Raw genomic sequence first — 26,664 nt, 5'->3', positions numbered from 1 at the left:
AAAATCGGATTCCACTTTTCATCGTCTATTCCGCCGCCCCCAGATATTCCGACAGCGGCGGGCAGGAGCAGACGAGGTTGCGGTCGCCGGCGACATTGTCGATACGCGATACCGGCGGCCAGTATTTGGCTGATGTGTCGGCGTCGCCGGCCGGATAAGCCGCCTCCAGACGCGAATACGGGTGGGCCCACTGGGCCGCCAGTGCCTCGGCGGCGGTATGCGGCGCATTGACTAGCGGATTGTCGGCCAGGGGCCATTCGCCTTTCGCCACCTTGGCTGCCTCGCTCGATATCGCGATCATCGCTTCGCAGAAGCGGTCGAGTTCGCCCTTGGGCTCGGATTCGGTCGGCTCGACCATCAGCGTGCCTGCCACCGGAAACGACATGGTCGGCGCGTGGAAGCCGTAGTCGATCAGCCGCTTGGCGATATCATCGACGCTTATGCCGGCGCTGTCCTTGAGCACGCGGGTGTCGAGAATGCATTCATGCGCGACGCGTCCGTGCCTGCCTTTGTAGAGCACCGGGAAATGCGCCTCGAGCCGCGTCGCGATGTAGTTGGCGGAAATGATCGCCGTCTCGGTTGCCTGCTTCAGGCCCGAAGCGCCCATCATGCGGATATACATCCAGGTGATCGGCAGTATCGAAGCGCTGCCGAACGGTGCGGCCGACACCGCATGGCCGGAGCCTTCGGTAACGTGGCCGGGCAGATATGGCTTGAGATGCGCCTTGACGCCAATCGGGCCGACGCCGGGGCCGCCGCCGCCATGCGGGATGCAGAAGGTCTTGTGCAGGTTCATGTGACAGACATCGGCACCGATGTCGCCCGGCCGGGCGAGGCCGACCAGCGCGTTGAGATTGGCGCCATCGAAATAGACCTGGCCGCCATGCTCATGGATCAACGCGCAGAGGTCACGCGCGCCTTCCTCGAAGACGCCATGCGTCGAGGGATAGGTGAACATCAATGCCGCGAGGTTCTGCGCATGCTCGGCAGCCTTGGCCTTCAGATCGTCAACGTCGATGTTGCCGTCTTCGGTGCAGCGCACGACGACGACGCTCATGCCGGCCATCGCCGCACTCGCCGGGTTGGTGCCATGTGCCGACGACGGGATCAGGCAAACCGTGCGGTGGCTTTCGCCGCGTGAGCGGTGGTAGCCGCGAATGGCGAGCAGCCCGGCATATTCGCCCTGGCTGCCGGCATTGGGCTGCAGGGTCGCCGCGTCGAAGCCGGTGATCTCCGCCAGCCAGGCTTCCAACTCGTCGATCATCGCGCGGTAGCCGGCCGAGTGGCTTGCCGGTGCGAAGGGATGCAGATTGGCGACGCTTGGCCAGCTTACCGGCATCATCTCTGCAGCGGCGTTGAGCTTCATGGTGCAGGATCCGAGCGGGATCATAGCACGGTCAAGCGCCAGGTCCTTGTCGGCCAGCCGGCGCAGGAAGCGCATCATCTCGGTTTCCGAGTGGTTTTCGTGGAACACCGGCTGACTGAGAAACTCCTTGCCGCGTGGCTGCCCTGGCATAGTGCGCCCGGCAGCGGCGCCCGCCTTAGCGCCGAGCAGCGTCGCGATCGCGTCCAGATCGGCATCGGTCGAGGTCTCATCGAAGCTGATGCCGATGTGGTCAGCGTCGATGACGCGCAGCAATCGGCCGGTCTTTTCGGCGGCGGCGGCGATCGCGTCGGCTCTGCCCTTCACTTCCACCGTCACCGTGTCGAAGCGGCGTGCGCCAAGCACCGAAACGCCTGCTGCCTTGAGGCCGGCTGCCAGGCGGCTGGCCAGCGTGTGGATGCGCTCCGCAATCGCCTGCAGCCCGGCGGGACCATGCCAGATCGCATAGGCTGTCGCCATGTTGGCGAGCAGCGCCTGCGCGGTGCAGATGTTGGAGGTCGCCTTGTCGCGGCGGATATGCTGCTCACGCGTCTGCAAGGCGAGACGATAGCCGGGGCGACCTTTGCTGTCGGTCGACTGGCCAACGAGGCGGCCGGGCATCAGCCGCGTCAGCCTGTCGGAAACGGCGCAATAGGCGGCGTGCGGGCCGCCAAAGCCCATCGGCACGCCAAACCGCTGCATCGGGCCGACAGCGATGTCGGCGCCAAGCCTAGCCGGTGCTTCGGTCAGCGTCAGGCCGAGCGGATCGGCAATGAAGACGACCAGCGCGCCGGTGGCACGGGCCTTCTCGATTGCCGCGCTGTGGTCGCCATAGACGCCAAACGTATCAGGCCAGGAGACGAGCAGAGCGGCCGTGTTATCATCGATCGTGTCGCCGTCGACCTCGATGCCGAGCGGCTCGGCGCGGGTGCGCACGACGTCAAGCGTCTGCGGATGCGGGGTGCCGGCCAGCGCGACTTTGGTTCGCTTGTCGCGATGATGGCGCAACGCGATGCCGACCGCCTCGGCGACCGCTGTCGCCTCGTCGAGCAGCGAGGCCGACGCCACCGGCAGACCGGTTAGTTCGGTGACCAGCGTCTGGAAATTGAACAGCATTTCGAGCCGGCCCTGGCTGATCTCGGCCTGGTAGGGCGTGTAAGCCGTATACCAGGCCGGATTCTCGAACAGATTGCGCTGAATGACCGGCGGCACGTGGACGCCGTGATAGCCGGCGCCGATGAAGCTCTTCAGAACTGTATTTCTTGCCATTGTCGCCGAAAGCTCGGCCAGCGCCTCCGCTTCGCTTGCCGGTGACGGCAAGGCCAGCGGTCGGTCGAGCCGGATCGATTTCGGCACTGCCTGGCTGATCAGCGTCTCGACTGAGGGAACGCCGATCGTCGCCAGCATGGCTCTGATATCATTGAGGCCAGGGCCAATATGGCGGGCCGAGAAGGGGTAGGGTGCTACAGTCATCTTCCTGGTCCTGCTATCAACCAATATGGGCTTTGTAGGCGGCCTCATCCAGGAGACCTTCGAGCTGGCTCTCGTCAGCCAGTTTCATCTTCCACAGCCAGCCGTCGCCGGTCGCCGCCGAATTGACCAGGGACGGATCAGACGATAGCGAGGTGTTTGCCTCGGTGATCTCGCCGTCGACCGGTGCATAGACGTCCGATGCAGCCTTGACGGATTCGACCACAACGGCGGTATCGCCCTTGGCCAGCTTTTTCCCTAGCTCCGGCAATTCGACGAAGACGAGATCGCCGAGCTGTTCCTGCGCATAGTTGGTGATGCCAACGGTAGCGACACCGCCTTCGACGCGGAGCCATTCGTGATCTTCGGTGAAATAGGTTTTTGGCATGAGAAGGTTCATCCTTTGCGATAGCGATGCGGCGTGAAGGGCAGGGGATTGATATCGATCGGGATTTTCGTCCCGCGAACGTCGGCGAAGAGTTTTGTGCCTGGTTTGGCCAGCGCTGTCTGGACATAGCCCATGGCGACCGGATGGCCGGCCGAAGGGCCGAAACCGCCGGAGGTGACATGGCCGGCGGGATTGTCGTCGGTGTCGAAAAGGGCAGCACCGGCGCGTACCGGCTGGCGGCCTTCCGGCTTCAGGCCGACGCGTTTCTGCGTCGGGCCGCGCTCCAGGATTGAACGCAATGCATCGGCACCGATGAAAGCGCCAGAGGCGCGAACGTCCTTTGGGATCGCCCACATCAGTCCGGCGCTGGCCGGGTCGATCTCCGGCGTGATGTCCAGTCCGTGCAGGCACAGGCCTGCTTCGAGCCGCAGGCTGTCGCGGGCGGCCAGTCCAACCCACATCACGCGCTCGTCCTCGAGCAGTTTGGCGACGAGATTTCGCGCGTCGGCTTCCGGCAGGCCGATCTCGAAACCGTCTTCACCGGTATAGCCCGACCGGCTCATGAACCAGTTCTCGCGGGGCTCAAAGCCATGCATGAACAGCAGTGTTCCGTTCTCGATGCCGGCGCGGGACAGGGCGGCCCAGGCTTCGGGCCCCTGAATGGCCAGGAAGACGCGGTCGAGTGCGTCCACTTTGGCGTCAAAACCACCCTTTGTGTCAGAATCCACGGCAAAAGCGCGCAGGTGCTTTTCGTCGGCTTCGGCATTGCCGGCATTGGCGACGACCATGAAGCGTTGCTGTCCGAGCCTGGTAACGATCAAATCGTCGATGATGCCGGCGGCTTCATTGAGAAAGAACGTGTATTTGGACTGGGAAATCTCAAGCGCGCCGGCGTCGAGCGGGCATGTGCGATTGAGCAGCGACCCGGCGCCCGGCCCACTGATCTCGAACAGCTTCATGTGCGAGATGTCGAACAGGCCGGCATGTTCGCGGGTGTGAAGGTGCTCCTTCATCACGCCTGCCGGATAGGTCAGCGGCATCGACCAGCCGGCGAACGCGCCAAAGCGCGCATTGGCTGCCACGTGCAGATCTTCGAGGGGAAGGTGTTTGGTGTCGTCGCCCGTCATGTCGTCTCCAGAGTCGCACGCAATCGGCCGCGAATGGCGACCAGTCCGTGCCCCTCTGTCTGAAGCCTGAGAGACTCGCGCCCCGTAACTCTGTCGGCAGCGCTTACACCTTCGGCGCGGGGGCAAGCCCCGACTTTCCAGAGTGTCTTTCCCGTCTACGGTTCTTTTGCCTGAGAGATTTCGGGCGATTTCCCCTTCGGCGGCAGCTCTCGCTGCTCTCTCCCGCAAACAGGTAGGACTCAATGTGAGCCCTCGACTCGTTATCCATAGCCTGTGGGCGACACCTTGTCACCTGCCAGCGACACCTTACCGACAAGTCTTCGCTGACCATGCCAGAAATCCACCCGGCGCTGAGGCCGCTGATCGACAAGCTCGCTTAGGCGGTTGCAACAGCGTCGCGCCGGTTCGGTTCAAATGCCGCCGTACCAGTCGTAGCCATTGTCCTCCCAGTAGCCGCCCTTGCCGCCGCCGATGGCGGCGAAACTGTCGACCAGTTCGATCTTGCGGAGATATTTCGGCATCTTGTAGCCGATCTGGCGCTCGACGCGGACACGCAACGGCGCGCCGTTCTCGACGGGCAGCGGCTTGCCGTTCACGCCATAGGCAAGGATCGTCTGCGGGTGACGGGCATCGATCAGGTCGATCGAACCGTAATATTTGACGTCGCCGGACAGGCTGCGGTCGATCGTGTCGAGGCAATGGAACATCACGTAACGCGCCTGCGGCTTGACCACCGCCTGGTCCAGCACCAGCGACAGCGGCGTGCCGGTCCATTTGGCGATGCAGCTCCAGCCTTCGACACAGTCGTGACGGGTGATCTGGGTGCGGCTTGGCATGTTCATCAATTGCTCGCGGCTCAGCGACAGCGGCTTTTCGACGAGGCCGGAAACCTCGAGCCGCCAGTCGGCGAAATTGTTGGCGAGCAGGCCCTTGTAGACATCGTCACCCGGCGCGGTGACGCCATTCGGCCGCTGCGGCTGGCGAATGTCGGCTTCGGTGAATTCCGGCGCCAGCGAATCGCCGGCAAGCAGGCGTTGCGCGCGCCAGGTCAAGCCGTTGGCGCCTTCGAGGAAGCTGCGCAGGCCGTCGCCGACGCCAAGCTGGCTGTCGAAGGCATCGCAACCCGACAGTATGATACCGGAGACGCCGAGGCTGGCCGAGGTCAGGAATTTTCTGCGGCTGATCACAAACTTCGCCATCTCACGCGCTCCTTTGGGGCGTCTTGCTGCCTTGCGCCGGCGGATCGGTTCGGTACCAGCCGGTGATGATGGAACGCAGCTCGTTGATCGGGCCGGCGGCGAAGATCATCAGGATATGGATGATGAAGAAGGCGACGAGCAGCAGCATCACGATGAAATGAATCGTCCGCGCCGTCTGCCGGCCGCCGAGCAGATCGTTGAGGAACGGCAGCACCGCGTTCATGCTCGGCGACATGGCAAGGCCGGTGATGATCATCAGCGGCAGCAGCACGAACATGACGCCGCCATAGGCCATCTTCTGCAGCGTGTTGTACTCGCGCCTGTGGTGGAACTTGAATCTGGCATGATCGACGATGTCTCGCGGCAAGCGCCTGAGATCGTCGATGCGTGGGGCAAGATCGCGGCGCAGATGGCCGTTGACCAGGCTGGCGACAAGCCAGACGACCAGCGTCGTGGTCAGTATCCAGGCGAAGAAGAAATGGACGACGCGCGCGGTGCCGAGGTCGTAATAGGAGGGGATCGTTGCCCAGGACGGGAAAGCGCGGGACGTCTCCCGACCTGCCGGCCCCGACCAGCCGAGCACGCCGGTGGTATCGAAGCGCTTGCCGAAGATTTCGGTGTAGCCGCGCGGACCGTTTGCGGTGTTCTCGGCGCCGATGGCGAAGATGGTGTTGTCATAGGCGAATCCCGACTCCTTGCCGATATAGAGCTGGGGGCGGGCGTTGAAGATCTGCAGGCCGGAAAGCAACATGAAGAACAGCGAGATGGCCCAGAGCCAGTGCGTCAGCCGGGTCCAGCGCGACTGCCGGTAGATCAGCGTCGCATCCTTCGGCGTGGCAGTATCTGGCACGGCGGTGGATTGGCTCCTGGCAACCGATTCCATTTTTTTTGCGTCCTTCCGGCCGCTCAGTCGGCCTTTCCGATCGTTCTCCTCCCAATACGTTGCCAGCCAAAGCGATGTTTCACCCGATCACGGAATTATTACGGCCTGCCGACATTACCGGCTCCCGAGACTGACGGCGAGGTTGACGGCGGCGGCGACAATCACTGTATTGAAAAAGAACGAGACGATCGAATGCAAGAGCACGATGCGACGCATTTGGGTGGTCGAAACCGCGGTATCGGAGGTTTGTGAAGTCATGCCGACGGTGGTCGAGAAATAGAGGAAATCCCAGCCGTCCGGCCGCTCTTTACCGGCAAACACGACGCCGCCGACGGGCTTTTTCTGCTTCGCTTTGCCGCCGGGGCCGGTCTCTTCGTCGTTCAGCCAGTAAACATGGGCGTAGTGCAGCGCCGTCATGGCGTGGATGGTGAACCAGCCGAGCGGGATCGACAGCAGTGCGAAGGTGAGTTCGACAGGATGCGCGCTGCCCTCCCGGTTGATCAATTGAAACAACGAGATAATCGCGACGGCGACGACGATCAGCGTCACGGCAAAGATGACCAGCACCGGCTGATCGGTGGCGCGGGCATTCTTGCTCAGATAGCGGTCAGTGAGCAGCGGCATCTGGGCGACGACAATGATGGTGTAGGCGGCGAAAAACGCGTTGGCGCCGATCGAAAAGGCGAGCGGAGTGCGCAAGACCAGCGCGATCGCCAGCGCCACCACACCGATGCAGGCCGATACCGCGAACTGCATGTGGCGGTGCAGTGGTTTCTTCAGGGGCATCTCGGTCGTCATGGCCCGACCTCTGGTGGCGGTCCGTCTTACCGCCGCTCGTCTGTTGAGACTCGGACATTATAGCACTTTGACTGTGCGCATGATGCCGAGAACCGCTTCCCGGTTTTGCTGCGCTGACTCCGATAGCGGCGAAGCGCTAGCCCAGCGCAGCGGATTTCAGCGCACGCCGCAAGATGCGGTCGAGCTCGCCGAGAAAGCGCGAGCGGTCCTGCGGCGCGAAACTGGCGTTGTAGCCCTTGCTTTCTCCGGTCTCGCGCAGATGCTGCTTGAGGTCGCGCATCGCCACCGCCATGCCGATCGTTTCCGGCGTGAACGGGCGCCCGGTCGGTCCGAGCACATGGGCGCCAAGCGCCACCGTGCGGGCGGCAAGCGGGATATCGGATGTCACAACGATGTCATTGGGCTTGGCATTGTCGACGATCCAGTCGTCAGCCGCATCGGCGCCCTTGGACACGACGACGTTGCGGATCATCGGATCGCGTGACGGGCGCAGGCCGCCATTGGAGACGAAGGTCACGACGACGCCATGGCGCTCGGCGACTTTCTCGACCTCGGCCTTCACCGGACAGGCATCGGCGTCGACGTAGATTGCGGGTGCGGGCATGGTTAATTCCAACGCGTGTGAGCGGTCGCTGTCCTCGCGGTCCAAGTCGCGATTTTCAGCGGCTTGTGGTTCTCGTTAATAAACCACCACGCTCCTGATCGACTTGCCCTCGTGCATCAGGTCAAAACCCTTGTTGATGTCTTCGAGCTTTAACGTGTGGGTGATCATCGGGTCGATCTCGATCTTGCCGTCCATGTACCAGTCGACGATCTTCGGCACGTCGGTGCGGCCGCGCGCGCCGCCGAAGGCGGTGCCCATCCAGGTGCGGCCGGTGACGAGCTGGAACGGCCGCGTCGAGATCTCCTGGCCGGCACCGGCCACGCCGATGACCACCGACTTGCCCCAGCCGCGGTGCGAGGCTTCCAGCGCCTGGCGCATCACCTTGGTGCTGCCGGTGCAGTCGAACGTATAGTCGGCGCCGCCGATCTGGTCGGCGCCGCGCTTGGTCATGTTGACGAGGTAGGGCACGATATCGCCATCGATCTCCTTCGGATTGACGAAATGCGTCATGCCGAATTTCTCGCCCCATTCCTTCTTGTCGTTGTTGAGGTCGACGCCGATGATCATGTCGGCGCCGGCAAGGCGCAGCCCCTGGATGACGTTGAGGCCGATGCCGCCGAGGCCGAAGACGGCGGCCGTGGCGCCGATCTCGACCTTGGCCGTGTTGATCACCGCGCCGATGCCGGTGGTGACGCCGCAGCCGATGTAGCAGATCTTGTCGAAGGGCGCGTCTGGATTGACCTTGGCCACCGCGATCTCGGGCAGCACGGTGAAGTTGGAGAAGGTCGAGCAGCCCATATAGTGGAAGATCTTGTCCTTGCCGATCGAGAAGCGCGACGAGCCGTCCGGCATCAGGCCTTGCCCCTGCGTGGCACGGATGGCGGTGCACAGATTGGTCTTCCTGGACAGGCAGGACGGGCACTGCCGGCATTCCGGCGTGTAGAGCGGGATGACGTGGTCGCCCTTCTTGACCGAGGTGACGCCCTTGCCGACATCGACGACGATACCGGCACCCTCATGGCCGAGGATCGCCGGAAAGATGCCTTCGGGATCGGCGCCCGACAGCGTGAATTCGTCGGTGTGGCAGATGCCGGTCGCCTTGATCTCGACCAGCACCTCGCCGGCGCGCGGGCCGTCGAGGTCGACCTCCAGGATCTCCAGCGGCTTTCCGGCGGCGACAGCGACAGCGGCACGGGTTTTCATCAAACATCTCCTCTCAGGGCAAATCTGCAATCGGGGCCGAGCATTAGCGTATCTGCAGGTGCTGGACTATGGGACGAATTGACAGTTGGTAGCCGGGTTTTGGTCGGCGGTTGGCCGACTTGCATCCGGGATAGCCGTCAACTTGCCTTGACCGGCCGGGCGAAGCCCATAAAAGAAGGGCAGCCGAGGGAACAAAACCGCATGTTCACAAAGATCCTGATCGCCAATCGCGGCGAGATCGCCTGCCGCGTCATCAAGACGGCGCGCAAGATGGGCATCGCCACCGTGGCGGTCTACTCGGACGCCGATCGCGATGCAGTGCATGTCGAGATGGCCGACGAAGCGGTGCATATCGGGCCTTCACCGGCCACGCAGAGCTATCTGGTGCCGGAGAAGATCATCGCCGCCTGCAAGGCGACCGGTGCTGAAGCCGTCCATCCCGGTTACGGGTTTCTGTCCGAACGCGCGTCGTTCTGTGAGGCTCTGGAGAAGGAAGGCATCGTCTTCATCGGCCCGAAACCCAGAGCGATCAGGGCGATGGGCGACAAGATCGAATCGAAGAAATTCGCCAATGCAGCCAAGGTCAGCACAGTGCCCGGCTGGCTCGGCGTTATCGAGAATGCCGATCATGCCGAGAAAATCGCCGGCGAGATCGGCTATCCCGTGATGATCAAGGCCTCGGCCGGCGGCGGCGGCAAGGGCATGCGCATCGCCTGGAGCAGGGCCGAGGTGCGCGACGGGTTCGACCGGGCGCGGTCGGAGGCGAAAAGCTCGTTCGGCGACGACCGCGTCTTCATCGAGAAGTTCGTGGTCGATCCGCGCCACATCGAGATCCAGGTGCTGGCCGATGCGCATGGCAACGCGCTTTACCTTGGCGAGCGCGAATGCTCGATCCAGCGCCGCAACCAGAAGGTCGTCGAAGAGGCGCCTTCGCCTTTCCTCGACGCCAAGACCCGCAAAGCCATGGGCGAGCAGTCGGTGGCGCTGGCCAGGGCCGTCGACTACCAGAGCGCCGGCACGGTCGAGTTCATCGTCGACAACGAAAAGAACTTCTATTTCCTTGAAATGAATACGCGATTGCAGGTCGAGCACCCGGTGACCGAGCTCGTCACCGGCATCGATCTGGTCGAGCAGATGATCCGCATAGCTGCCGGCGAAAAACTCGCTATCAAGCAAAGTGACGTCAAGCTGAACGGCTGGGCGGTGGAAAGCCGGCTCTACGCCGAGGACCCGTATCGCAATTTCCTGCCGTCGATCGGCCGGCTGACGAGATACCGGCCGCCGGAAGAGGGGCAGTTCGGCGACATCGTCATCCGCAACGATACCGGCGTCACCGAAGGGTCGGAAATCTCGATGTTCTATGACCCGATGGTCGCCAAGCTGTGCACCTGGGCGCCGACGCGGCTCGCGGCAATAGACGCCATGTCCGAGGCGCTGGACAGCTTCGTTGTCGATGGCATCGCGCACAACATACCGTTCCTGGCGGCGCTGATGCAGCATCCGCGCTGGCGAGACGGCCGACTGTCGACCGGTTTTATCGCTGAGGAATATCCCGACGGGTTCGCGCCGATCGTGCCTGACAACGAGGAAAAGGCCGTTCTGGCATCCATCGCCACTGCGGTCGAACTGCTGCGCCGCGACCGGCTCGACCGGCTTGGCGGGCGGTTGGCGCCTCATTCGGGTGCGCTGAAACGCGACTGGGTGGTCAAGATCGGCGAGGAGTACCTTTCGGCTTCCGTTCTCGAAGGTATGATCTCCATTCCGATGGAGCTCGATCTGTCGATCGATGGCGGCAAGGCGCTGACGGTGGTGTCGGATTGGCGGCCGGGCGATCTCATCTGGCGCGGCACGGTCGGCGACCGAAGAATCGCGGCGCAGATCCGGCCGGTCCTGAACGGGTTTGGCATCGCCTGGAAAGGCATGTCGGTGACGGCACGCGCGATGCTGCCGCGCACCGCCGAGCTCGAAAGGCTGATGCCGGAAAAAGTGGCGCCGGACACGTCGAAGATGCTGCTCTGCCCGATGCCCGGCCTCGTCGTGTCGATCGCCGTTGCCGAGGGGCAGGAGGTCAAGGCCGGCGAGACGCTGGCCGTGGTCGAGGCGATGAAGATGGAAAACGTCCTGCGCGCCGAGCGTGATCTCACCGTGTCGAAACTCAACGCGAAGCCAGGCGATAGCCTTGCCGTCGATGCGGTGATCATGGAATTCGCGTAAGGCTGTAAACAAAAACCCGCCTCGGCGGCGGGCCGTTGGCGCAAATCAGCACCATGCATATATTCCTAGCATACATGCCGTCACAAAGCAAGGGATCGCGAGCTTGCAGTGCTCGAATCGCAAAGCTGGACTCGCATCGTCCGGTACCGGACAATACGTCTTTATCGACTGAGTCCTTTCAATTGGCGCTAAAAAAGCATGGTGAATGAGATACTTCCACGCGACCCGTTGCGGCGCGAAGCCTTTGTGAAGGCGTCGAGGCCGGAAGTGCCGGCGCGGCCGTTCATCCATCTGCGCGTGCATTCAGCCTATTCGCTGCTCGAAGGCGCCCTGCAGCTCGGCACGGTCGTCGCCCATGCGGTCAAGGACGAGGCCCCGGCCATCGCCGTCACCGACACCAACAATCTGTTTGGCGCGCTTGAATTCGCGCAAAAAGCGGTGAAGGAGGGCATTCAGCCGATCATCGGCTGCCAGACCGCTCTCGCCTTTTCCGGCGAAGCCAGCGACAGCCAGCGCGACCGCAGGCGGCAGGGCCCGGAGATGCGGCCAGTGGTTTTGATCGCGGCGACCGAGGCCGGTTACAGCAATCTGGTCAGGCTGGTCAGCCGGGTCTATCTCGAAACGCCGCCCGGCGAGGCCGTGCATCTGACGACCGAGATGCTGCAAGGCCATTGCGACGGCCTGATCTGTCTCAGCGGCGGGCCGCGCGGTCCGATTGGCAACGCCTTGAAAGAGGATCGCCGCGATCTCGCCGAGACACGGCTTTTGGCGCTCAAGACGCTGTTCGGCGACCGGCTTTATGTCGAGCTGGACCGGGTTTCCGGCTATGACCGGGCCATCGAGCAATCGTCCGTCGATCTCGCGTACAGCCATGACCTGCCGCTGGTCGCCACCAACGAGGCGTTTTTCTCGTCGCGCGACGACTATGAGGCGCATGACGCGCTGATCGCCATCGCTGAAGGTTCGGTGGTCGCCGTCGACAATCGCCGGCGCCTTTCGCCCGATAATTTTCTGAGAGGCCAGGCCGACATGGCGCGGCTGTTCGCCGATCTGCCGGAAGCGATCGACAACACCGTCGAGATTGCGCTGCGCTGTTCCTACTATCCCAAGACCCGCAACCCGATCCTGCCGCGTTTCACAGGCAGCGATGTCGCCGACAATGACGCCGCGCTGAAGGCAGAGGCCGACGAACTGCGCCGCCAGGCGCACGAAGGGCTGGATGCGCGGCTCGCGGCGCATGGGCCCACACCCGGCTACACGGTCGAGCAATATCGCGAAAGGCTCGATTTCGAGCTCGGTATCATCGAGAAGATGAAATTCCCCGGCTATTTCCTGATCGTTGCCGACTTCATCAAGTGGGCCAAGGCGCAAGGCATTCCGGTCGGGCCGGGCCGCGGTTCGGGCGCCGGCTCGCTGGTCGCGTATTCGACGACCATCACCGATATCGATCCGCTGCGTTTCTCGCTGCTGTTCGAGCGCTTCCTCAACCCCGACCGCGTGTCGATGCCAGACTTCGACATCGATTTCTGCCAGGACCGGCGCGAGGAGGTGATCCGCTACGTCCAGCAGAAATACGGCCGCGACCAGGTCGGCCAGATCATCACCTTCGGTACGCTGCAGGCTCGCGCGGTGCTGCGCGATGTCGGCCGTGTGCTGCAGATGCCCTATGGCCAGGTCGACAAGCTATCCAAGATGGTGCCGTCGAACCCGGCCAATCCAGTCAAGCTCGCCGACGCCATCGCCAACGAGCCGCGCTTTGCCGAAGAGGCCGAGCGGGAGCCGATCGTGCAGACGCTGCTCGACATGGCGCAGAAGCTGGAAGGGCTCTACCGCCACGCCTCGACGCATGCCGCCGGCATCGTCATCGGCGATAGACCTTTGTCGGAACTGGTGCCAATGTACCGCGACCCGCGCTCCGACATGCCGGTCACCCAGTTCAACATGAAATATGTCGAGCAGGCCGGGCTGGTTAAGTTCGACTTCCTCGGCCTGAAGACGCTGACTGTGCTGGAGACCGCGGTCAAGCTGATCCGCCGCCGCGGCATCGAGATCGATCTCGCCCACATTCCGCTCGACGACCCCGATACCTACGCCATGCTGTCGCGCGGCGAAGTGGTCGGCGTGTTCCAGGTGGAAAGTGCGGGCATGCGCAAGGCGCTGATCGGCATGCGGCCCGACTGCATCGAGGACATCATCGCGCTGGTCGCGCTTTACCGGCCGGGACCGATGGAGAACATCCCGACCTATAACGCCAGAAAGCATGGCGAGGAGGAGATGGCGTCGATCCATCCGAAGATCGACCATCTGGTGAAGGAGACGCAAGGCGTCATCGTCTACCAGGAACAGGTGATGCAGATCGCGCAGGAGCTCTCCGGATACTCGCTGGGCGAAGCCGATTTGCTGCGCCGGGCCATGGGCAAGAAGATCCGCGCCGAGATGGACAAGCAGCGCGAGCGTTTCGTCTCGGGCGCCGTCGAGCGGGGCGTTAGCAAGCCGCAGGCCGACTTCATCTTCGATCTGCTGGCAAAGTTCGCCGACTACGGTTTCAACAAGTCGCATGCCGCCGCCTATGCGGTCGTCTCTTATCAGACGGCCTATCTGAAGGCGCACTACCCGGTCGAGTTCCTGGCCGCGTCGATGACGCTCGACATGGGCAACACCGACAAGCTCGCGGATTTCCGCCAGGATGCCCTGCGCCTCGGCATCGATGTCGTGGCGCCCTCGGTGATGACGAGCTTCCGTCCCTTCGAAGTCGGTGAGAACCGGATCTTCTATTCGCTGGCCGCGCTCAAGGGCGTCGGCGACGCGGCGGTCGAGCACATCGTCGCCAAACGCGGTGAAAAACCGTTCAAGAACCTCGCCGATTTCTGCGAAAGGGTCGATCCGAAAATCGTCGGCAAGCGGGTGTTCGAAAGCCTGATCATGGCCGGTGCGCTCGACTGCTTCGGCCACGACCGCGCCGCGATGGTGGCGGGCGTCGAGCGGATGATGGGGCTGGCGTCGCTGGCGCAGCAGAATGCACTATCGGGCCAGCACGACATTTTCGGCGCCTCGATCGGCGCACAGTCGCAGGCGCTCAACCTGCCGGCGACCGACCCGTGGCTTGCCGCCGACCGCCTGCACCGTGAATTCCAGGTGGTCGGCTTCTACCTCTCGGCCCATCCGCTGGACGAATACAAGGCGGCGCTGCAGAAGATGCGGGTGCAGACCTGGGCCGAATTCTCCGCCGCCGTCAAGCGCGGCGCTGCCGCCGGCAGGCTTGCCGGCACCGTCACCACCAAACAGGAGCGCAAGACGCGCACCGGCAATAAGATGGGCGTCGTGCAGTTTTCCGACACGTCAGGCCAGTATGAAGCCGTGCTGTTTTCCGAAGGTCTGGCGCAGTATCGCGACCTGCTCGAGCCCGGCCGTTCGGTGGTGATCACCGTTTCGGCCGAGGACAGACCCGAAGGCGTCAATCTGCGCATCCAGACCGTGCAGTCTCTGGAAGATGAGGCAAGCCGCATCCAGAAGGCCCTGCGCATCTTTGTCAGGAATGACCGACCGGCGTCGGCGATTCAATCGCAGCTTACCCAACGCGGCGACAGTCAGGTGAGCATTATCGTCATCAAGGATGAGGCGCAGGGCGAGGTCGAGATCGAACTGCCCAATCGTTACCGCGTCTCGCCGCAGATCGCGTCGGCCATGCGCGCGGTGCCGGGCGTGGTAGAAGTGGAACTGGTATGAGCGCGCTCTAAAAGCGGATCGATCGTCATTGTCTGCTCTCCGGCGCGTAATGGAGGATGACAACACCTGATTTGAGCGTCCTCGTCTCCAGATGCTTCAAGGGTATTCGGTTCGGGCCGCCCTTGAAGAGCGGCGTGCCTTTCCCGAGAATGACGGGGTTGATCCCGAGGTGATACTCGTCGATCAGGCCGTGCTCCATCAGGGTTGCCGTGAGGTCGGCGCTGCCGAACACGAAGATGTCTCCGCCGTCCCTGGTCTTCAGCTTGGAGACTTCTTCCGCGACATTGCCGTTGAAGAGCTTCGTGTTGTTCCAGTCGGCGCTTTTCAGCGTGCGCGAGAAGACCACTTTGTCGATCTTGTTCATGAAGTCCGCGATCCAGCCCTGCTCGGAGGGCCAATAGGCTGCCATGAGCTCGTAGGTCACGCGGCCGAAGATCAGCGTGTCGGCCTTTTCCTGGGTCTCATGAATGTAGTTCTCGAGTTCCTCTTCGAAAACGAACCAACTGATGTCCCTGTCCGGACCTTGGAAGAAGCCGTCGACGGTCACCATGTCCCAAATGATCAATTTTCTCATAGAATCCTCCTCTTCGTGTATCCCTTTGTGAATTCTCGGCCCGAAGCGGAAGCGCATGTTGGCGATTTGCCCGGCTTCCGAGACCTCGGTCTTCCCCAGCCCGATCGGCTCCATGCCCTCCTGACTGAAGAGGTGGATGCTGTTGCCGATGAGGACAGGCGCGACATGGATGAGGACCTCGTCCGCAGGCCCTAATTCGAGCCGACGGGAAGTCGCAGTATTTCAGTGGGATGCGACGAAGCGTTCCAGTTTGCCCAGAGTTTGCAGGCCCAGTTCCACTGCACCGAAGCCCTTCGCATCCTGGAACTCGGCAGCCGTGCTGAATACCATGCCCAGCGTTACCTTCGTTGCCCCGTCCTGATCCTCGAACGAGGCCCAGGCGTCGGCATGTTTCGGCCCGTTCTCGCCCCAATGCAGCGTATAGCCGATCCTCTCCTCGGGCCGGACCTCGTTATAGAGATGGTGGTTCGGGAAGACCGTGCCGTCAGGCGCGATCATGTCGAATACCCATTCGCCGCCCGTTCGCAAATCGATCCTCTTCGTTCGACAGGAGAAGCCATCCGGCCCCCACCATTGCGGCAGCGTTTCAGAGTTCATCCAGGCGCCCCACACGATGGATCGTGGCGCCCGAATTACCCGCTGCAGCACCATGGTTCGTTCCGCCGCGCCCGCGAGGTTGTCTAGTCCCGCGCCGAAGCCTTCGCGATAGCCTGCCTCCATGTCCTGCGCCAGCGAGGAAAGCTGCACCGTCACGACCAACCGGCTACGCTCGTCCGCACCTTCGAAATCGGCTGTCACCAGCGCTGCCGATTGCGTCACGCCTTCGGACGAGATCACCTCATAGTTCACGCTGCACAGCGCCGGCTGCAACGCCAGCCAACCGCACTCGCAGCGGATGTCCGGATGGCCCTCTACCTTGCAGAGCGAGACTTCGCGTCCACCCACCCTGGTATCGGCCTCCAAGAACTCCACGGTGACCGAGGGCGATGGCGCAGCCCAGATCGCCCGCGCGGCCGGGGCCGTCCATGCCTCCCACAGCGCCGCCAACGGCGCGGCCACGTCCCGTTCGAAGGTCAGCGTCGCAAAGCGGCCTTTCCTATCATCAGGCACCACGCGGGTCGCAATGTTTGTCGAGAGGTTCTGTGTCATTCTGCGCGCTCCTTCATCACATTCATTACAAACGCGTCCAACCGGTCAAGCCGAGCTTCCCAGATGGCCCGCTGTTCATCGAGCCATGTCCGTACTGGGTCCAGAGCCTCGGGCACGATGGCGCAGGTGCGTATCCGCCCGTCCTTGGAGGTGGAGATCAACCCTGCCTCCTCCAGCACGGAAAGGTGCCGCATCACCGTGGGCAGACGCAGTCCCGTGGGCCCAGCCAGATCCGTTACCCGCGCAGGTGTTTCGGCGAGCCGGGTCAGTATCGACCGGCGGGTCGGATCAGCCAGCGCGTGGAAGAGCAGCGAGAGATCAGGGTCATGCTTAGCCATGTCGCTAACTATCGCCCGACCAACCGGTCACGCAAGCGAAAACTTCGTCGAGTCGCTAAGTTTTTTCGCCCACCACGCGGAGTTGTTGAGCAGGCAGCTTTGCCGGGTCCGCTGAGAGGCTGCTAACAGCGATGCGAGCGCAGGCCGACGACTGCAATTGAAGACAAAATTCTCTCCGGATGTTCTCTACCAACGGCGACTTCCGCCGCTCTGCCCACTGGACGGCTGTCGCAGCGAACGTTATCGCAGTTGTCATGAAGGCGGCAGACAAGGACGAAGCGCAGGAGTTTTCAGCCTTGGCACGGCTGCGCGATACGTTGCGCAAGCTTTATCACGGGCGCACGCCGGCGGCTTTCCGGTTCCAACTGGCGGCGATCATCATTGACCTTGCCATCATCGCCTTCTTCATCGCCACACCGGTGATCCAGGAGTCGTCTTCGTTCCTCTGGCTCGACTATTCGGTGGCAGCACTTGTCGCCGCCGACATGATTGCACGGCTGCTTGCCTCAAACGACATGCTGCGCCTGATGAAACAGCCGACATCGTGGGTCGACGCCTTCATCCTACTGACGCTGCTGATGCCTTCGGCGCTGGCCAATCTGGGATTCCTGCGCATATTGCGGCTGTGGTCGCTGTCGCGCAGCGGCTCCCTGTGGCGGCATTTCGAAATGCGCGGCCTCAAAAAATGGCGCGAGGCAAGCCACGCGGTCATCAATCTCCTGACATTCCTGTTTGTCGTCACCGGTTTCGTCTACACCTTCTTCTTCCGCACCGGGGCCGGTCTCGAAGGCTATGTCGACGCGCTGTATTTCACCGTCGCGACGGTGACCACGACCGGCTTCGGCGACATCGTCCTGCCGGGCATATCAGGCAAGCTCACCGCGATCGTCACCATGATCATCGGCATATCGCTGTTCGTCAGGCTGGCGCAGGCGCTTTTCCGGCCCGCCAAGGTCTTCTTCCCGTGCCCGCAATGCGGCCTTCAACGGCACGAGCCCGACGCCGTCCACTGCAAGGCCTGCGGGCATCTCCTCAAGATACCCGACGAAGGCGACTGAAATGCGGGCTATAGCGCCGTTTTTGTGAAATAAAACAGCCCTCTAGCTCTTTGCTTTGACGCATTTTGTCGGACGCCAAACAAAGACGTTTGGCAGCAAAATGCTAAGACACTGCCACTTCCGCGGGTTTGGTGGCTTTCTTCTGCAGGTTGAGCAGATTGCCCATCAGGATCAGCAAGGCACCGCCGGCGGTGAAGGCGTCGATCTGCTCCTGATAGAGCAGCCAGCCGATCAGCGCCGACAGTGGCACGCGTAAAAAATCCATCGGCGAGATGACGGTCGCGTCGGCATAGGCAAGCGCGCGGGCCATGCAGAAATGCGACGACATGCCGGTGAAGCCGATCAGCAGGATCCACGGCCACAGTTCGAGCGGCGGGTTGCGCCATTCGTAGAGCGCCGGGGCAAGACCGAGCACCGACTGGATGACCATCATCCAGAAGATGATGCACACGACGCTGTCCGTCCGCGTCAGCGATTTGACCAGAACCACTGATATACCGAAGCAGACCGCGGCACCTAGCACGATGACATGTCCCGGATCGACGGGGCCAACGCCCGGACGTACGATGATCATCACGCCGATCAATCCGAGCACGATGGCCGCAAGTCTTGGCCGGCTGAGCCTTTCGCCAAGAAAGCCGACCGCCAGAATGGCCGTCCAGATCGGCGTCGTGAATTCGATCGAGATGAGTACGGCCAGCGGGATCAGCGTCAGAGCGTAAAGCCAGGCTGCCTGACCTGTATAGTGAATAACGTTGCGGGCGATATGGGCGATGGGTCGTTTCGTGCGCATCGCAGCAAAGCCGCCTGACATCATCACCAGCGGCAGGAGTATGAAAAAGCCGATCACCGAGCGCAGCTCCACCACCTGGAAAACGTTCAGCTCGGCGGTCGTGGCGCGACCGGCGACCGACATCGCCAGAAACGAGGCGACCGACAGCGCCATCCAGAACGCGGCCTTGGGGATCGAGGGTGAGGGTGCCATGGGCGCTATGTCGCAAGCCCGGACTTTCACTGCAACCGCTAAGGCGATGCATTCGGCTGGGCCAGACGCTGCGCGTTGCAAAACAGTCATGTTGAAGGCGGAACCTGCCATGACGGCAGGCGTTGATTCCCAGTATTGATCCCAGAAGGAAGTGCCTTGTTTCCGATCTCAACGAGGAGAGATTCGATGAAATCATTTGCACCATTTGTACTTGCCGGCTGCCTGACGGCTGCAGCTGGCGCGGCTCACGCTGATGAAGCCGATTTTCTCCGCTCGTTCCAGGGCAGTTTTACCGGGAAGGGGACTGTCAAGGTAACCACCGAGGCACCGACGGTGAACGTCTCCTGCCGCTTCAGTTCCGACGCGACATCGAACTCATTGTCGCTGGACGGCACCTGCCGCGGTCTCGTCGTGGTGACGCGCGCCATCAGTGCCGACCTGAAGTCCAGCGGGACGAAGTACACCGGCACCTATGTCGGATCCCGCACCGGGCCAGCACAGCTCAGCGGCAGGCGCTCGGGCAATGCGATCAATCTCGGCATCCGTTGGGCGAAGGAGGTCAATGGCGATCGCACGGCGCAAATGACGGTCGAGAAGAACGGCGAGGACGGCATGCGGCTGACCGTTATCGATGTCGACCCGAAAACCGGCGAGCGCGTGATGACCAGCCGGATCGACTTGCGGCGCACTTGATCTTCTCGCCTGGCATGATCTCTTCGGAGAACCGGTTTTCCACTTTTCGCTTACGCGGCTCTCCGGTTCGGGATCATCGTCTAGCCAGTTGTGAAAATCTGACGCTTGGTACCCGACGCGAAAGACGGCTCGGGGCGGCTAGCAGTCCTTGCGGTTGTCGCAAAAATCAGTCGCGAAACTCTCACTTTGGGGTAGGCAAACCACTCATTGGATGGCCAAGGCAAAACTCTCGCGAAATTCAGGATTTTGCGAAACCATGCTGCCCATCAATGCTCCGTCTTCAGCGCTCGATCAAAAGCCTCAGTGACCATATTGACCAACTGCTTATGAATTTCGAGGCGGGGGTGTCCTCCTCCGTCTGAGCAGATGCGATCTCCGATCTTTTCGGAATCAGCGATCTCGGCCGCGCCGGGTTTGCATACGCCAAACATGCTGTAATGGCTCGCATCCTCGATCGTGGAATACTTACCCTCCGGAATGGCCTTAGCTATCCCGGAAGCGAGCGCGGTCCGAGGGATCTTTCCTGGTCGGCCAAGGTTCACGATCTCGACAGGAATGGAAACCTCCGAAAACGTATTGGTCTGAAACACGTCCACCGGCGCAGGATCAATCGCCATGGCAAACTGAATTCTTCTGTCTTCGTTGTTCCGACCAGCCAGCTTCATATCCATGGCGTGAAGATCAACGCCGCTTTGCCTCACCCAACCGCAAAGCGAGGGATTAAGGGCGTCGGTGTCACAGTAGCTTGCCAGACGGATTGGGTCGATACGAGCGCCGACAAGCGCCAAAACAGTGTTTCCGCCCGCCGAAAGCCCGAGTGCGCCGACCTTGCCGGCTTCGAGGCTATCCTTAAAAGGCGCATCTTTCTCGATCGCATCCAAGGTCGCTGTGATATCGGCAGGCCTCAACCAAAGCTTCATCGTCTCTGCTGCTGATCTGTTTGCCCCGGCGTTCCCGGGATGAGTAGGAGCCACCACGATGAACCCCTGTTTCGCCAATGGCGTTGCAATCCAGCTCATAGCTTGCGGAGTTCCTCCCAAGCCAGCGCCATGGGATAGCAAGATCAGTGGATATTTTCCGCGCGAGATCGGAGCTTCGAGCATGGCGTCCGTTCCCACGAAAAATACGCTCTCGCCAAGCGTGACAGGTTTGCCGCCTGGGTCCGCCGGATACCAAACGGTCACGGCAAGATCGCTGCCTCGCTCTTTGGAGGGAGCCGAGATCTGGCGCACGCCGACAAATTCGCTGGCAGAAGCCGAGTTGTGCGCCATCAACACGGGAGAGATGATGCCGCAAAGCAATGTCGCGAGTTTTATCAACAATTTCATAGGATTTCCTCGTATGGCCTTCATCCTCGGCACGCTGCTGATCTTCATCCGCATTCTGATTTTATGCTGACGGAGACGAGCGTGGGGTCAGGCTGAAACTTGCCCAAAAGAGAACACGGCGCGCCCTCTAACACGATCTTGGACGTTCGAGATCGCGATTCAGGTCGTTTCGTGCGATGACTTTGGCCGGAGGGCAAAGGGCTACGAGGCGGGCTCTTCCGTTCGCGCATCGGGCGCGGGAGATGTCTCGCCGCCCCTGCGCCGATAGCTGCTCGGCGTCATGCCTGTGATGCGTAGGAATTCCCGATTGAAGTTCGATTTTGTGCCGAAACCAGATTCCAGCATGATGACGGTCACCGGATCGCGTGTCGTGACCAGCCGTCGTTTGGCATCGCTGACACGGTATTCATTCACAAGCTGTGAGACGTTGCGGCCATGAATCCGGTTCAGAGCGCCGGAAATCTGGCGTCCCGGGATGCCGGCACGTCGTGCAAGACGCTCCAGCGTCAAGTCCGGATCGCGATAAAGATGTTGCTCCCGCATTAGAGCATCGACCCGGCTTGCTATTGCTTCGTCATCCTCGATGCTTGTTGACGCTGGCAATGCGGAGGAGGAGGCGAAATCGTCCGCAGAGGAATTTGTCTCATTGTCGGGGTGAGTATTATCCGCGACCGTGGCGGCATAACCGGCGACCGCCAGCCATAGAACGCTCGCAACGCTTAGAAGCGTTCGCGCCTGCTGGCCATCACCAAGGACGAAATCGAGCGACACTATTGCGTCGATAAAGGCGGTCACAACAAGCATGACGGCCACTGCGACGAGCGCCTTATGTGCGGTCCATTCATCGGTGATACGTACGGCGGAAAGTGCGCCCGGCCCCTTCCGGCCAACCCTTAGAAGCGCAAGACCATATCCGAGGTAAATGGCAAAGAGAACGATATCGATTGGTGCGCGCCAGAAGGCGACGAGAATTGCAACGATGCTCGCCGGTACCAGGTGCGGCAGTATGTCGGTGGGTCTTACAAGCCTATTGCGACGGAGCTGGTCGAAAGCTGCAAAGGTGAGCGCGGGAAGGACCGCCGCGACGACTGGCTGAATAAAACGGGCCGGATCCCAGCCAACGTTCCAATTCAGTCCCGACAAGACTGCCTGAGCGGCAAAAGTGGCGACGAGCAGAGGAAACAGCCCTAGTTTCCGTTCTCCCTGCCGGATCATCCGCACCAGGATGAGGCAGAGAACAATGGAGATGACGAATGGAAGCGGTATCGAAGGCATGAGTGACCAGTAGCACGGACGGGTTTTTAGTCGTATGCGTCAGTGCAGGATTCGCAAACTCCCGATTAAAGCGACAGTTTCGCACCCGGCTTTTGCGACATCGCGTAAATCAAGTTTTGCGACATTTCTCCCAAGCTTCGGGTCCAACAGGTATCCCGCATTGGGGTACCAAGCGTCAGTCACTCCTCGATCGGCTCGGGCGGGTGGGCGTTGCGGCCCTTGCCGAAGGTGTAGCCGGTCTCGACCGCGTTGCGGCCGAACTTGTCGCGCAGCGTATCGATGGCGCCTTCGGCCATGGCGCGCTTGCGCGACTGGATGTCGACGAGGTCTGGCGGATCGGCCTTTTCGTCGTTCGAGAGGTCGCTGACACCGATACCGAGCAGCCGGTATCTTGTGCCGTTCGCCTCCTTGCGCAGCAGCTCGAGCCCGGTCGAAAAAATGCGGTCGGCCAGCCGTGTCGGGTCGGCAAGCTGGCGGTTGCGCGTACGGGTCTTGAAATCCTGGGTCTTCAGCTTCAGCACTACGGTGCGCCCGGCAATGCCGGATTTCTTCAGCCGCCCCGAGACCTTTTCCGACAGCGCTCTCAGCACCGAAACCAATTCATCCAGAGAAGCGATGTCGGTGTCGAAGGTGGTCTCCGCCGAGACGCTTTTTGCGTCCTGGTCGGGATGGACGCGGCGTTCGTCCTCGCCGCGTGAAAGATGATAGAGCCGGTCGCCCATCACGCCGTAGCGGCGCATCAGGTCGCTGCGCTCCATGCGCTGCAACTGGCCGATCATCCGGATGCCGTCTCGTCCAAGCGTTGCGGCGAAGGCTTTTCCCACACCCCAGATCAGCGTCACCGGCTGCTCGGCCAGAAAGCCTGATGCTTCGGCCTCGCCGATCACCGAAAAGCCGCGCGGCTTGCGGAAGTCCGACGCCACCTTGGCCAGGAACTTGCAGTAGGAAAGCCCTGCTGAAACGGTGATGCCGATCTCCTTCTCCACGCCGAGCGCGAAGCGTGCCAGCACCACCGCAGGTGGCAAGCCGTGCAGGCGCTCGGTGCCGGCAAGGTCGAGGAATGCCTCATCGATGGAAATCGGTTCGACCAACGGCGTCAGCGCCTGCATCGTGGCGCGCACCTCACGGCCGACGCGCGCATATTTTTCCATGTTCGGCGGGATGACGACCGCTTCCGGACAGGCTTCGAGCGCTTTGAACATTGGCATCGCCGAGCGCACCCCGTGGATACGGGCGATGTAGCAAGCGGTGGATACGACACCGCGTTTGCCGCCGCCGATGATCAACGGCCGGTCCTTCAGCGCCGGGTTGTCGCGCTTTTCGACGGCCGCGTAAAACGCGTCGCAATCGATATGGGCAAGATGCAGCCGGTAGAGCTCCGGATGGCGGGCGAGCCGCGGGCTGCCGCAGCGTTCGCAGCGCCGTGCCTCGCTGCGCTGGAAGCTCAGGCAATCGCGGCAAAAACCGTGGTCGGGATTATTGACAGAGGCCGCCATCGCTGCGAACATAAAGAGAACAAATGCAATGGTACGTCAGGACGGACGCCACGACAAGCGGCGGGCCGGGAGAGAGCTCATGAATACGACCATAGCGCCGCTGGTGCCCGAGCTTTGGGTGGATTTCGAAGATCTTTTCGGTAAGCAAGGTGCCTGCTACGGCTGCTGGTGCACGCATTTCCGGCTGTCGCCGGCAACGCGCCGCGCCAGCAACCGGGAACGGAACAAGGACCACATTAAGGCGCGGATCGAGGCCGGGCCGCCGCCCGGCCTGCTGGCGTTCGAAGATGGCAAGGCGGTCGGCTGGATGCAGATCGGCCCGCGCGCCGACGTGCCCGAATGGAACAATAAGGGCAGGGGATCGGCGCCGGTCGATCCCGCTGACGCCACGGATCCCGGCGTCTGGGCGATTTCCTGCTTCTTCATTCGCGTCAAGGCGCGCGGCAGGGGCGTCAGTCATCGCCTGGTCGAAGGCGGTATCGCATTTGCGCGCCAGAACGGCGCGCGGCTGGTCGAGGCATGTCCGATCGACCTGTCGAAAGATTCGCGTTCGATCGGGCTGTTCGTCGGCTCGTCGAGAGTCTTCGAAAAAGCTGGTTTCGAGAGGCTGGTCGAGCGCAAGGCCGGCCGGCCGCTGATGCGATTGGTGCTTTAGCTGCGAGCTTTGCGCGCCGTTGTCGCGGCCGTCGCTTGAACCATGATGGCCAGCCTGCATGGGCTGACGAGACGGCGCCAATGGACGGCCTTGCGATACAATGCTGTCAGCAGGAATAAATCCTTCTGCGGTCCGTTCCTCCTCGGATTTTCCATGGAGGCTATCGATGTTTCATTTTTCCCAGACCTCTCGTTCGATCCGGTTTGTCTGTCGGCCGGAAGACCATGGCGTCATCGCCCCGCCAGTGGCGGCCAAGACGGTCCTGCCGGACTGGTTCCGCAAACTGCCGGCAGTCGATTCGCAGCATGCGTCAGCTACCAACAATGGCCTCACCATCAAGCGCTGCATGCCGTTTCTCGATGCTATGACGACCGGCTGGATCCTGCCGCTCGCAGCGACCGTCCGCCTTGAGATCAAGAATGGCGGCCGCACGGTCGATGCCGGCTGGGAGTTCGACAGGACTATGGTGAGCAATCATGGTGCCCATCAGGTCGCCGGCAACCCTAGGGAACCGGGTCCGCCGTGCAAGTTTCACAACTACTGGTCGATCCGTACTCCGCCGGGATGGAGTTCCTTGTTCCTGCCGCCGCTCAACAGGCCGGCTCAGCCTTTCGAATGCGTCGCCGGCATTGTCGATACCGACACCTATGCAGCCCACATCCATTTTCCGTTTTTCGCGACCGCGCCAGACGGCCTCTACGTCATCGAAAAGGGAACGCCGCTCGTCCAGGTCATTCCGATCCGCCGCGAAGGCGCGGCACTGAAGGCGGAGATCCGGGCGGAAACCGGCGGCGAGGCGACCGAGCGCGAAACGGTCTACCGCAACACGATCGCGAGCGAAGGCTGGTATCGCAAATGGGCCCGCGCAGCCCGTTAGAGCGGCGGACTTTCAAGCCGAACCGTGCCGCCGCTCTTTTGAAAGATCGGCGATCGGCAGCGAATGTCCATAGTCCCTTTCAACGGCTAATCTCAGTGGCAGAATCGCAAACCTTCGAGATCGGCCGAGACATCCCTCCCTTCGTCATCCCAGGGCGGAGCAGGAGCGAAGCGACGTCGCGGAGACCCTGGGATCCATGCCGTTACCTCGCGGCAGTGCTCCGGCGGACCAGAACCGAACGCTACCACCCCGTGCCTCGAAAGAGCTCGAACCACTCCGGATTGGTCTTCTCGACCAGCTCGATCTTCCATTGGCGCGGCCAGCGCTTCAGCGACTTCTCGCGCTGGATGGCATCTCGAATGTCGAAATGCTCCTCGTACCAGACCAGACGCTGCACGCCGTAACGGCTGGTGAAGCGCGAACCTTCGCCGGATTTGTGCTCCGGCAAGCGGCGGCCGAGATCATTGGTGACGCCGATGTAGATCGTGCCACGCTTCTGGCTCGCGGTCATGTAGGCATAGCCGGTCATGTTTGAAGGGTAGCTGGCACCGTTGCGGATACAAGCGCTGTTCTGAGCCGCTGCACTCTTCGGCTGATGTAACGGCATGGATCCCAGGGTCTCCGCGACGTCGCTTCGCTCCTGCTCCGCCCTGGGATGACGAAGGTGTGGTGGGGATCGGCGGCTGGAGGCGGGCCGCCAACAGACTTTTTCCCGGAGAAGAATGCGAAACGGGGGCCACTGGGCCCCCGTTTCTTTGTGGATTGCCAGAGCGGCGGACTTTCAAGTCGAAGCGTACCGCCGCTCTGGTCCGTTGCCCTAGCGCGACCGCCAGGTGCGCGACCACCCGCGATCCGAACCATTCGAGTTCGAATTGGAGGAGCTGTTCGACGATGAGTTCGAATTCGAGTTGCTCGACGAATTGGAGCTGGAATTCGACGAACCGTTGGACGAAGAGTTCGAGCTCGAATTGCTCGACGAATTAGAGCTGGAATTCGATGAACCGTTGCTCGACGAATTGGAGCTCGAATTTGACGAACTGTTGCCCGCGACGATGAAGGAACCGTCGCTTTGGCTGGTCATTGCGGCCGGCGGACGCTCGGTTTCCAGGGGCGCCGCAGGATACTCCTTCGCCTGCGCCGCCGTGCTCGCGAGCGCTGCCATTCCTGCGACCAGTGTCGACTTGAGTTTCCAGTATCTTGTCATGGTAGTTACTCCTTGTTTCAGACTGGACCGGCAGTTGCGGTCCGGCGGAGTAACGGG

At 61.9% G+C, this 26,664-nt stretch carries 22 protein-coding genes and 1 riboswitch; of the genes, 6 read left to right on the top strand and 16 right to left on the bottom strand.

Going from position 1 to position 26,664, the window contains the following annotated elements; translation table 11 throughout:
• Window positions 1-25: 25 nt before the first annotated feature.
• The 8 genes from gcvP to ABID19_RS19490 form a co-directional block, all read right to left on the bottom strand.
• Complete coding sequence (gene gcvP, locus ABID19_RS19525) at window positions 26-2,836, bottom strand: aminomethyl-transferring glycine dehydrogenase (RefSeq protein ID WP_354492547.1); 2,811 nt, start codon at window positions 2,834-2,836, stop codon at window positions 26-28.
• 16 nt (window positions 2,837-2,852) lie between these two features.
• Window positions 2,853-3,221 carry a glycine cleavage system protein GcvH gene (gcvH, locus tag ABID19_RS19520; RefSeq protein ID WP_354492546.1) on the bottom strand — a complete coding sequence of 123 codons (369 nt, stop codon included), beginning with the start codon at window positions 3,219-3,221 and terminating at the stop codon, window positions 2,853-2,855.
• 8 nt (window positions 3,222-3,229) lie between these two features.
• Window positions 3,230-4,348 (bottom strand): glycine cleavage system aminomethyltransferase GcvT, encoded by a 1,119-nt coding sequence (gcvT, locus tag ABID19_RS19515; RefSeq protein WP_354492545.1) that lies wholly within the window; start codon window positions 4,346-4,348, stop codon window positions 3,230-3,232.
• 148 nt (window positions 4,349-4,496) lie between these two features.
• Window positions 4,497-4,583, bottom strand: a riboswitch (glycine riboswitch).
• A gap of 175 nt (window positions 4,584-4,758) precedes the next feature.
• Entirely contained in the window at window positions 4,759-5,547 is a 789-nt protein-coding gene (locus tag ABID19_RS19510; RefSeq protein WP_354492544.1) for a molybdopterin-binding protein, read from the bottom strand.
• Between the two features lies 1 nt (window position 5,548).
• Window positions 5,549-6,430 (bottom strand): cytochrome b/b6 domain-containing protein, encoded by an 882-nt coding sequence (locus tag ABID19_RS19505; protein WP_354492543.1) that lies wholly within the window; start codon window positions 6,428-6,430, stop codon window positions 5,549-5,551.
• Window positions 6,431-6,544: 114 nt separating this feature from the next.
• Window positions 6,545-7,228 carry a DUF1345 domain-containing protein gene (locus tag ABID19_RS19500; RefSeq protein WP_354492542.1) on the bottom strand — a complete coding sequence of 228 codons (684 nt, stop codon included), beginning with the start codon at window positions 7,226-7,228 and terminating at the stop codon, window positions 6,545-6,547.
• Between the two features lie 136 nt (window positions 7,229-7,364).
• Window positions 7,365-7,832, bottom strand: a complete 468-nt coding sequence (locus ABID19_RS19495) for a YaiI/YqxD family protein (RefSeq protein WP_091597173.1) — start codon at window positions 7,830-7,832, stop codon at window positions 7,365-7,367.
• A gap of 75 nt (window positions 7,833-7,907) precedes the next feature.
• Complete coding sequence (locus ABID19_RS19490) at window positions 7,908-9,035, bottom strand: S-(hydroxymethyl)glutathione dehydrogenase/class III alcohol dehydrogenase (protein WP_091597176.1); 1,128 nt, start codon at window positions 9,033-9,035, stop codon at window positions 7,908-7,910.
• 201 nt (window positions 9,036-9,236) lie between these two features.
• On the opposite strand from ABID19_RS19490, the gene ABID19_RS19485 reads away from it, so the two are divergent.
• A complete protein-coding gene (locus ABID19_RS19485; RefSeq protein ID WP_354492541.1) occupies window positions 9,237-11,249 on the top strand; it encodes an acetyl/propionyl/methylcrotonyl-CoA carboxylase subunit alpha in 2,013 nt (670 codons plus the stop codon).
• A gap of 198 nt (window positions 11,250-11,447) precedes the next feature.
• A complete protein-coding gene (gene dnaE, locus ABID19_RS19480; RefSeq protein WP_354492540.1) occupies window positions 11,448-14,975 on the top strand; it encodes a DNA polymerase III subunit alpha in 3,528 nt (1,175 codons plus the stop codon).
• Window positions 14,976-15,000: 25 nt separating this feature from the next.
• Here dnaE and ABID19_RS19475 read toward each other — a convergent pair whose 3' ends face one another.
• The 3 genes from ABID19_RS19475 to ABID19_RS19465 form a co-directional block, all read right to left on the bottom strand.
• Entirely contained in the window at window positions 15,001-15,549 is a 549-nt protein-coding gene (locus ABID19_RS19475) for a dihydrofolate reductase family protein (RefSeq protein ID WP_354492539.1), read from the bottom strand.
• A 222-nt stretch (window positions 15,550-15,771) separates the two neighbouring features.
• Window positions 15,772-16,698 carry an SRPBCC family protein gene (locus tag ABID19_RS19470; protein ID WP_354492538.1) on the bottom strand — a complete coding sequence of 309 codons (927 nt, stop codon included), beginning with the start codon at window positions 16,696-16,698 and terminating at the stop codon, window positions 15,772-15,774.
• Window positions 16,695-17,036, bottom strand: coding sequence for an ArsR/SmtB family transcription factor (locus tag ABID19_RS19465; RefSeq protein ID WP_352930691.1), 342 nt, complete (start codon window positions 17,034-17,036; stop codon window positions 16,695-16,697). The genes ABID19_RS19470 and ABID19_RS19465 overlap by 4 nt, the downstream gene beginning before the upstream one ends.
• Before the next feature lie 254 nt (window positions 17,037-17,290).
• Between ABID19_RS19465 and ABID19_RS19460 the strand changes: the two genes are divergently transcribed.
• Window positions 17,291-18,094, top strand: a complete 804-nt coding sequence (locus ABID19_RS19460; RefSeq protein ID WP_354492537.1) for a potassium channel family protein — start codon at window positions 17,291-17,293, stop codon at window positions 18,092-18,094.
• 103 nt (window positions 18,095-18,197) lie between these two features.
• On the opposite strand, the gene ABID19_RS19455 is transcribed toward ABID19_RS19460, so the two are convergent.
• Window positions 18,198-19,079, bottom strand: coding sequence for a DMT family transporter (locus tag ABID19_RS19455; protein ID WP_354492536.1), 882 nt, complete (start codon window positions 19,077-19,079; stop codon window positions 18,198-18,200).
• 186 nt (window positions 19,080-19,265) lie between these two features.
• Between ABID19_RS19455 and ABID19_RS19450 the strand changes: the two genes are divergently transcribed.
• Entirely contained in the window at window positions 19,266-19,772 is a 507-nt protein-coding gene (locus ABID19_RS19450; protein WP_354492535.1) for a hypothetical protein, read from the top strand.
• 266 nt (window positions 19,773-20,038) lie between these two features.
• Here ABID19_RS19450 and ABID19_RS19445 read toward each other — a convergent pair whose 3' ends face one another.
• The 3 genes from ABID19_RS19445 to ABID19_RS19435 form a co-directional block, all read right to left on the bottom strand.
• Window positions 20,039-21,100: an alpha/beta hydrolase family protein gene (locus ABID19_RS19445; RefSeq protein WP_354492534.1), complete on the bottom strand. Its 1,062-nt coding sequence runs from the start codon at window positions 21,098-21,100 to the stop codon at window positions 20,039-20,041.
• Window positions 21,101-21,301: 201 nt separating this feature from the next.
• The gene (locus ABID19_RS19440) at window positions 21,302-22,375 is read right to left on the bottom strand and encodes a helix-turn-helix domain-containing protein (protein ID WP_354492533.1); all 1,074 of its coding nucleotides are present in this window, start codon (window positions 22,373-22,375) and stop codon (window positions 21,302-21,304) included.
• Window positions 22,376-22,554: 179 nt separating this feature from the next.
• On the bottom strand, window positions 22,555-23,883 hold the full coding sequence (locus tag ABID19_RS19435; protein ID WP_354492532.1) for a DNA polymerase IV: 1,329 nt from the start codon (window positions 23,881-23,883) through the stop codon (window positions 22,555-22,557).
• Between the two features lie 67 nt (window positions 23,884-23,950).
• On the opposite strand from ABID19_RS19435, the gene ABID19_RS19430 reads away from it, so the two are divergent.
• A complete protein-coding gene (locus ABID19_RS19430) occupies window positions 23,951-24,526 on the top strand; it encodes a GNAT family N-acetyltransferase (protein ID WP_354492531.1) in 576 nt (191 codons plus the stop codon).
• Window positions 24,527-24,692: 166 nt separating this feature from the next.
• Window positions 24,693-25,403 (top strand): DUF6065 family protein, encoded by a 711-nt coding sequence (locus ABID19_RS19425; protein WP_354492530.1) that lies wholly within the window; start codon window positions 24,693-24,695, stop codon window positions 25,401-25,403.
• 241 nt (window positions 25,404-25,644) lie between these two features.
• On the opposite strand, the gene ABID19_RS19420 is transcribed toward ABID19_RS19425, so the two are convergent.
• A complete protein-coding gene (locus tag ABID19_RS19420; RefSeq protein WP_354492575.1) occupies window positions 25,645-25,932 on the bottom strand; it encodes a GIY-YIG nuclease family protein in 288 nt (95 codons plus the stop codon).
• Window positions 25,933-26,664 lie beyond the last annotated feature (732 nt).

Origin of the sequence: Mesorhizobium robiniae, from assembly GCF_040545535.1 — a bacterium.
Classification (GTDB): Bacteria; Pseudomonadota; Alphaproteobacteria; order Rhizobiales; family Rhizobiaceae; genus Mesorhizobium; species Mesorhizobium robiniae.
The sequence above is the reverse complement of the archived record's forward strand: the minus strand, read 5'-3'. Positions and strand labels throughout refer to the sequence as shown.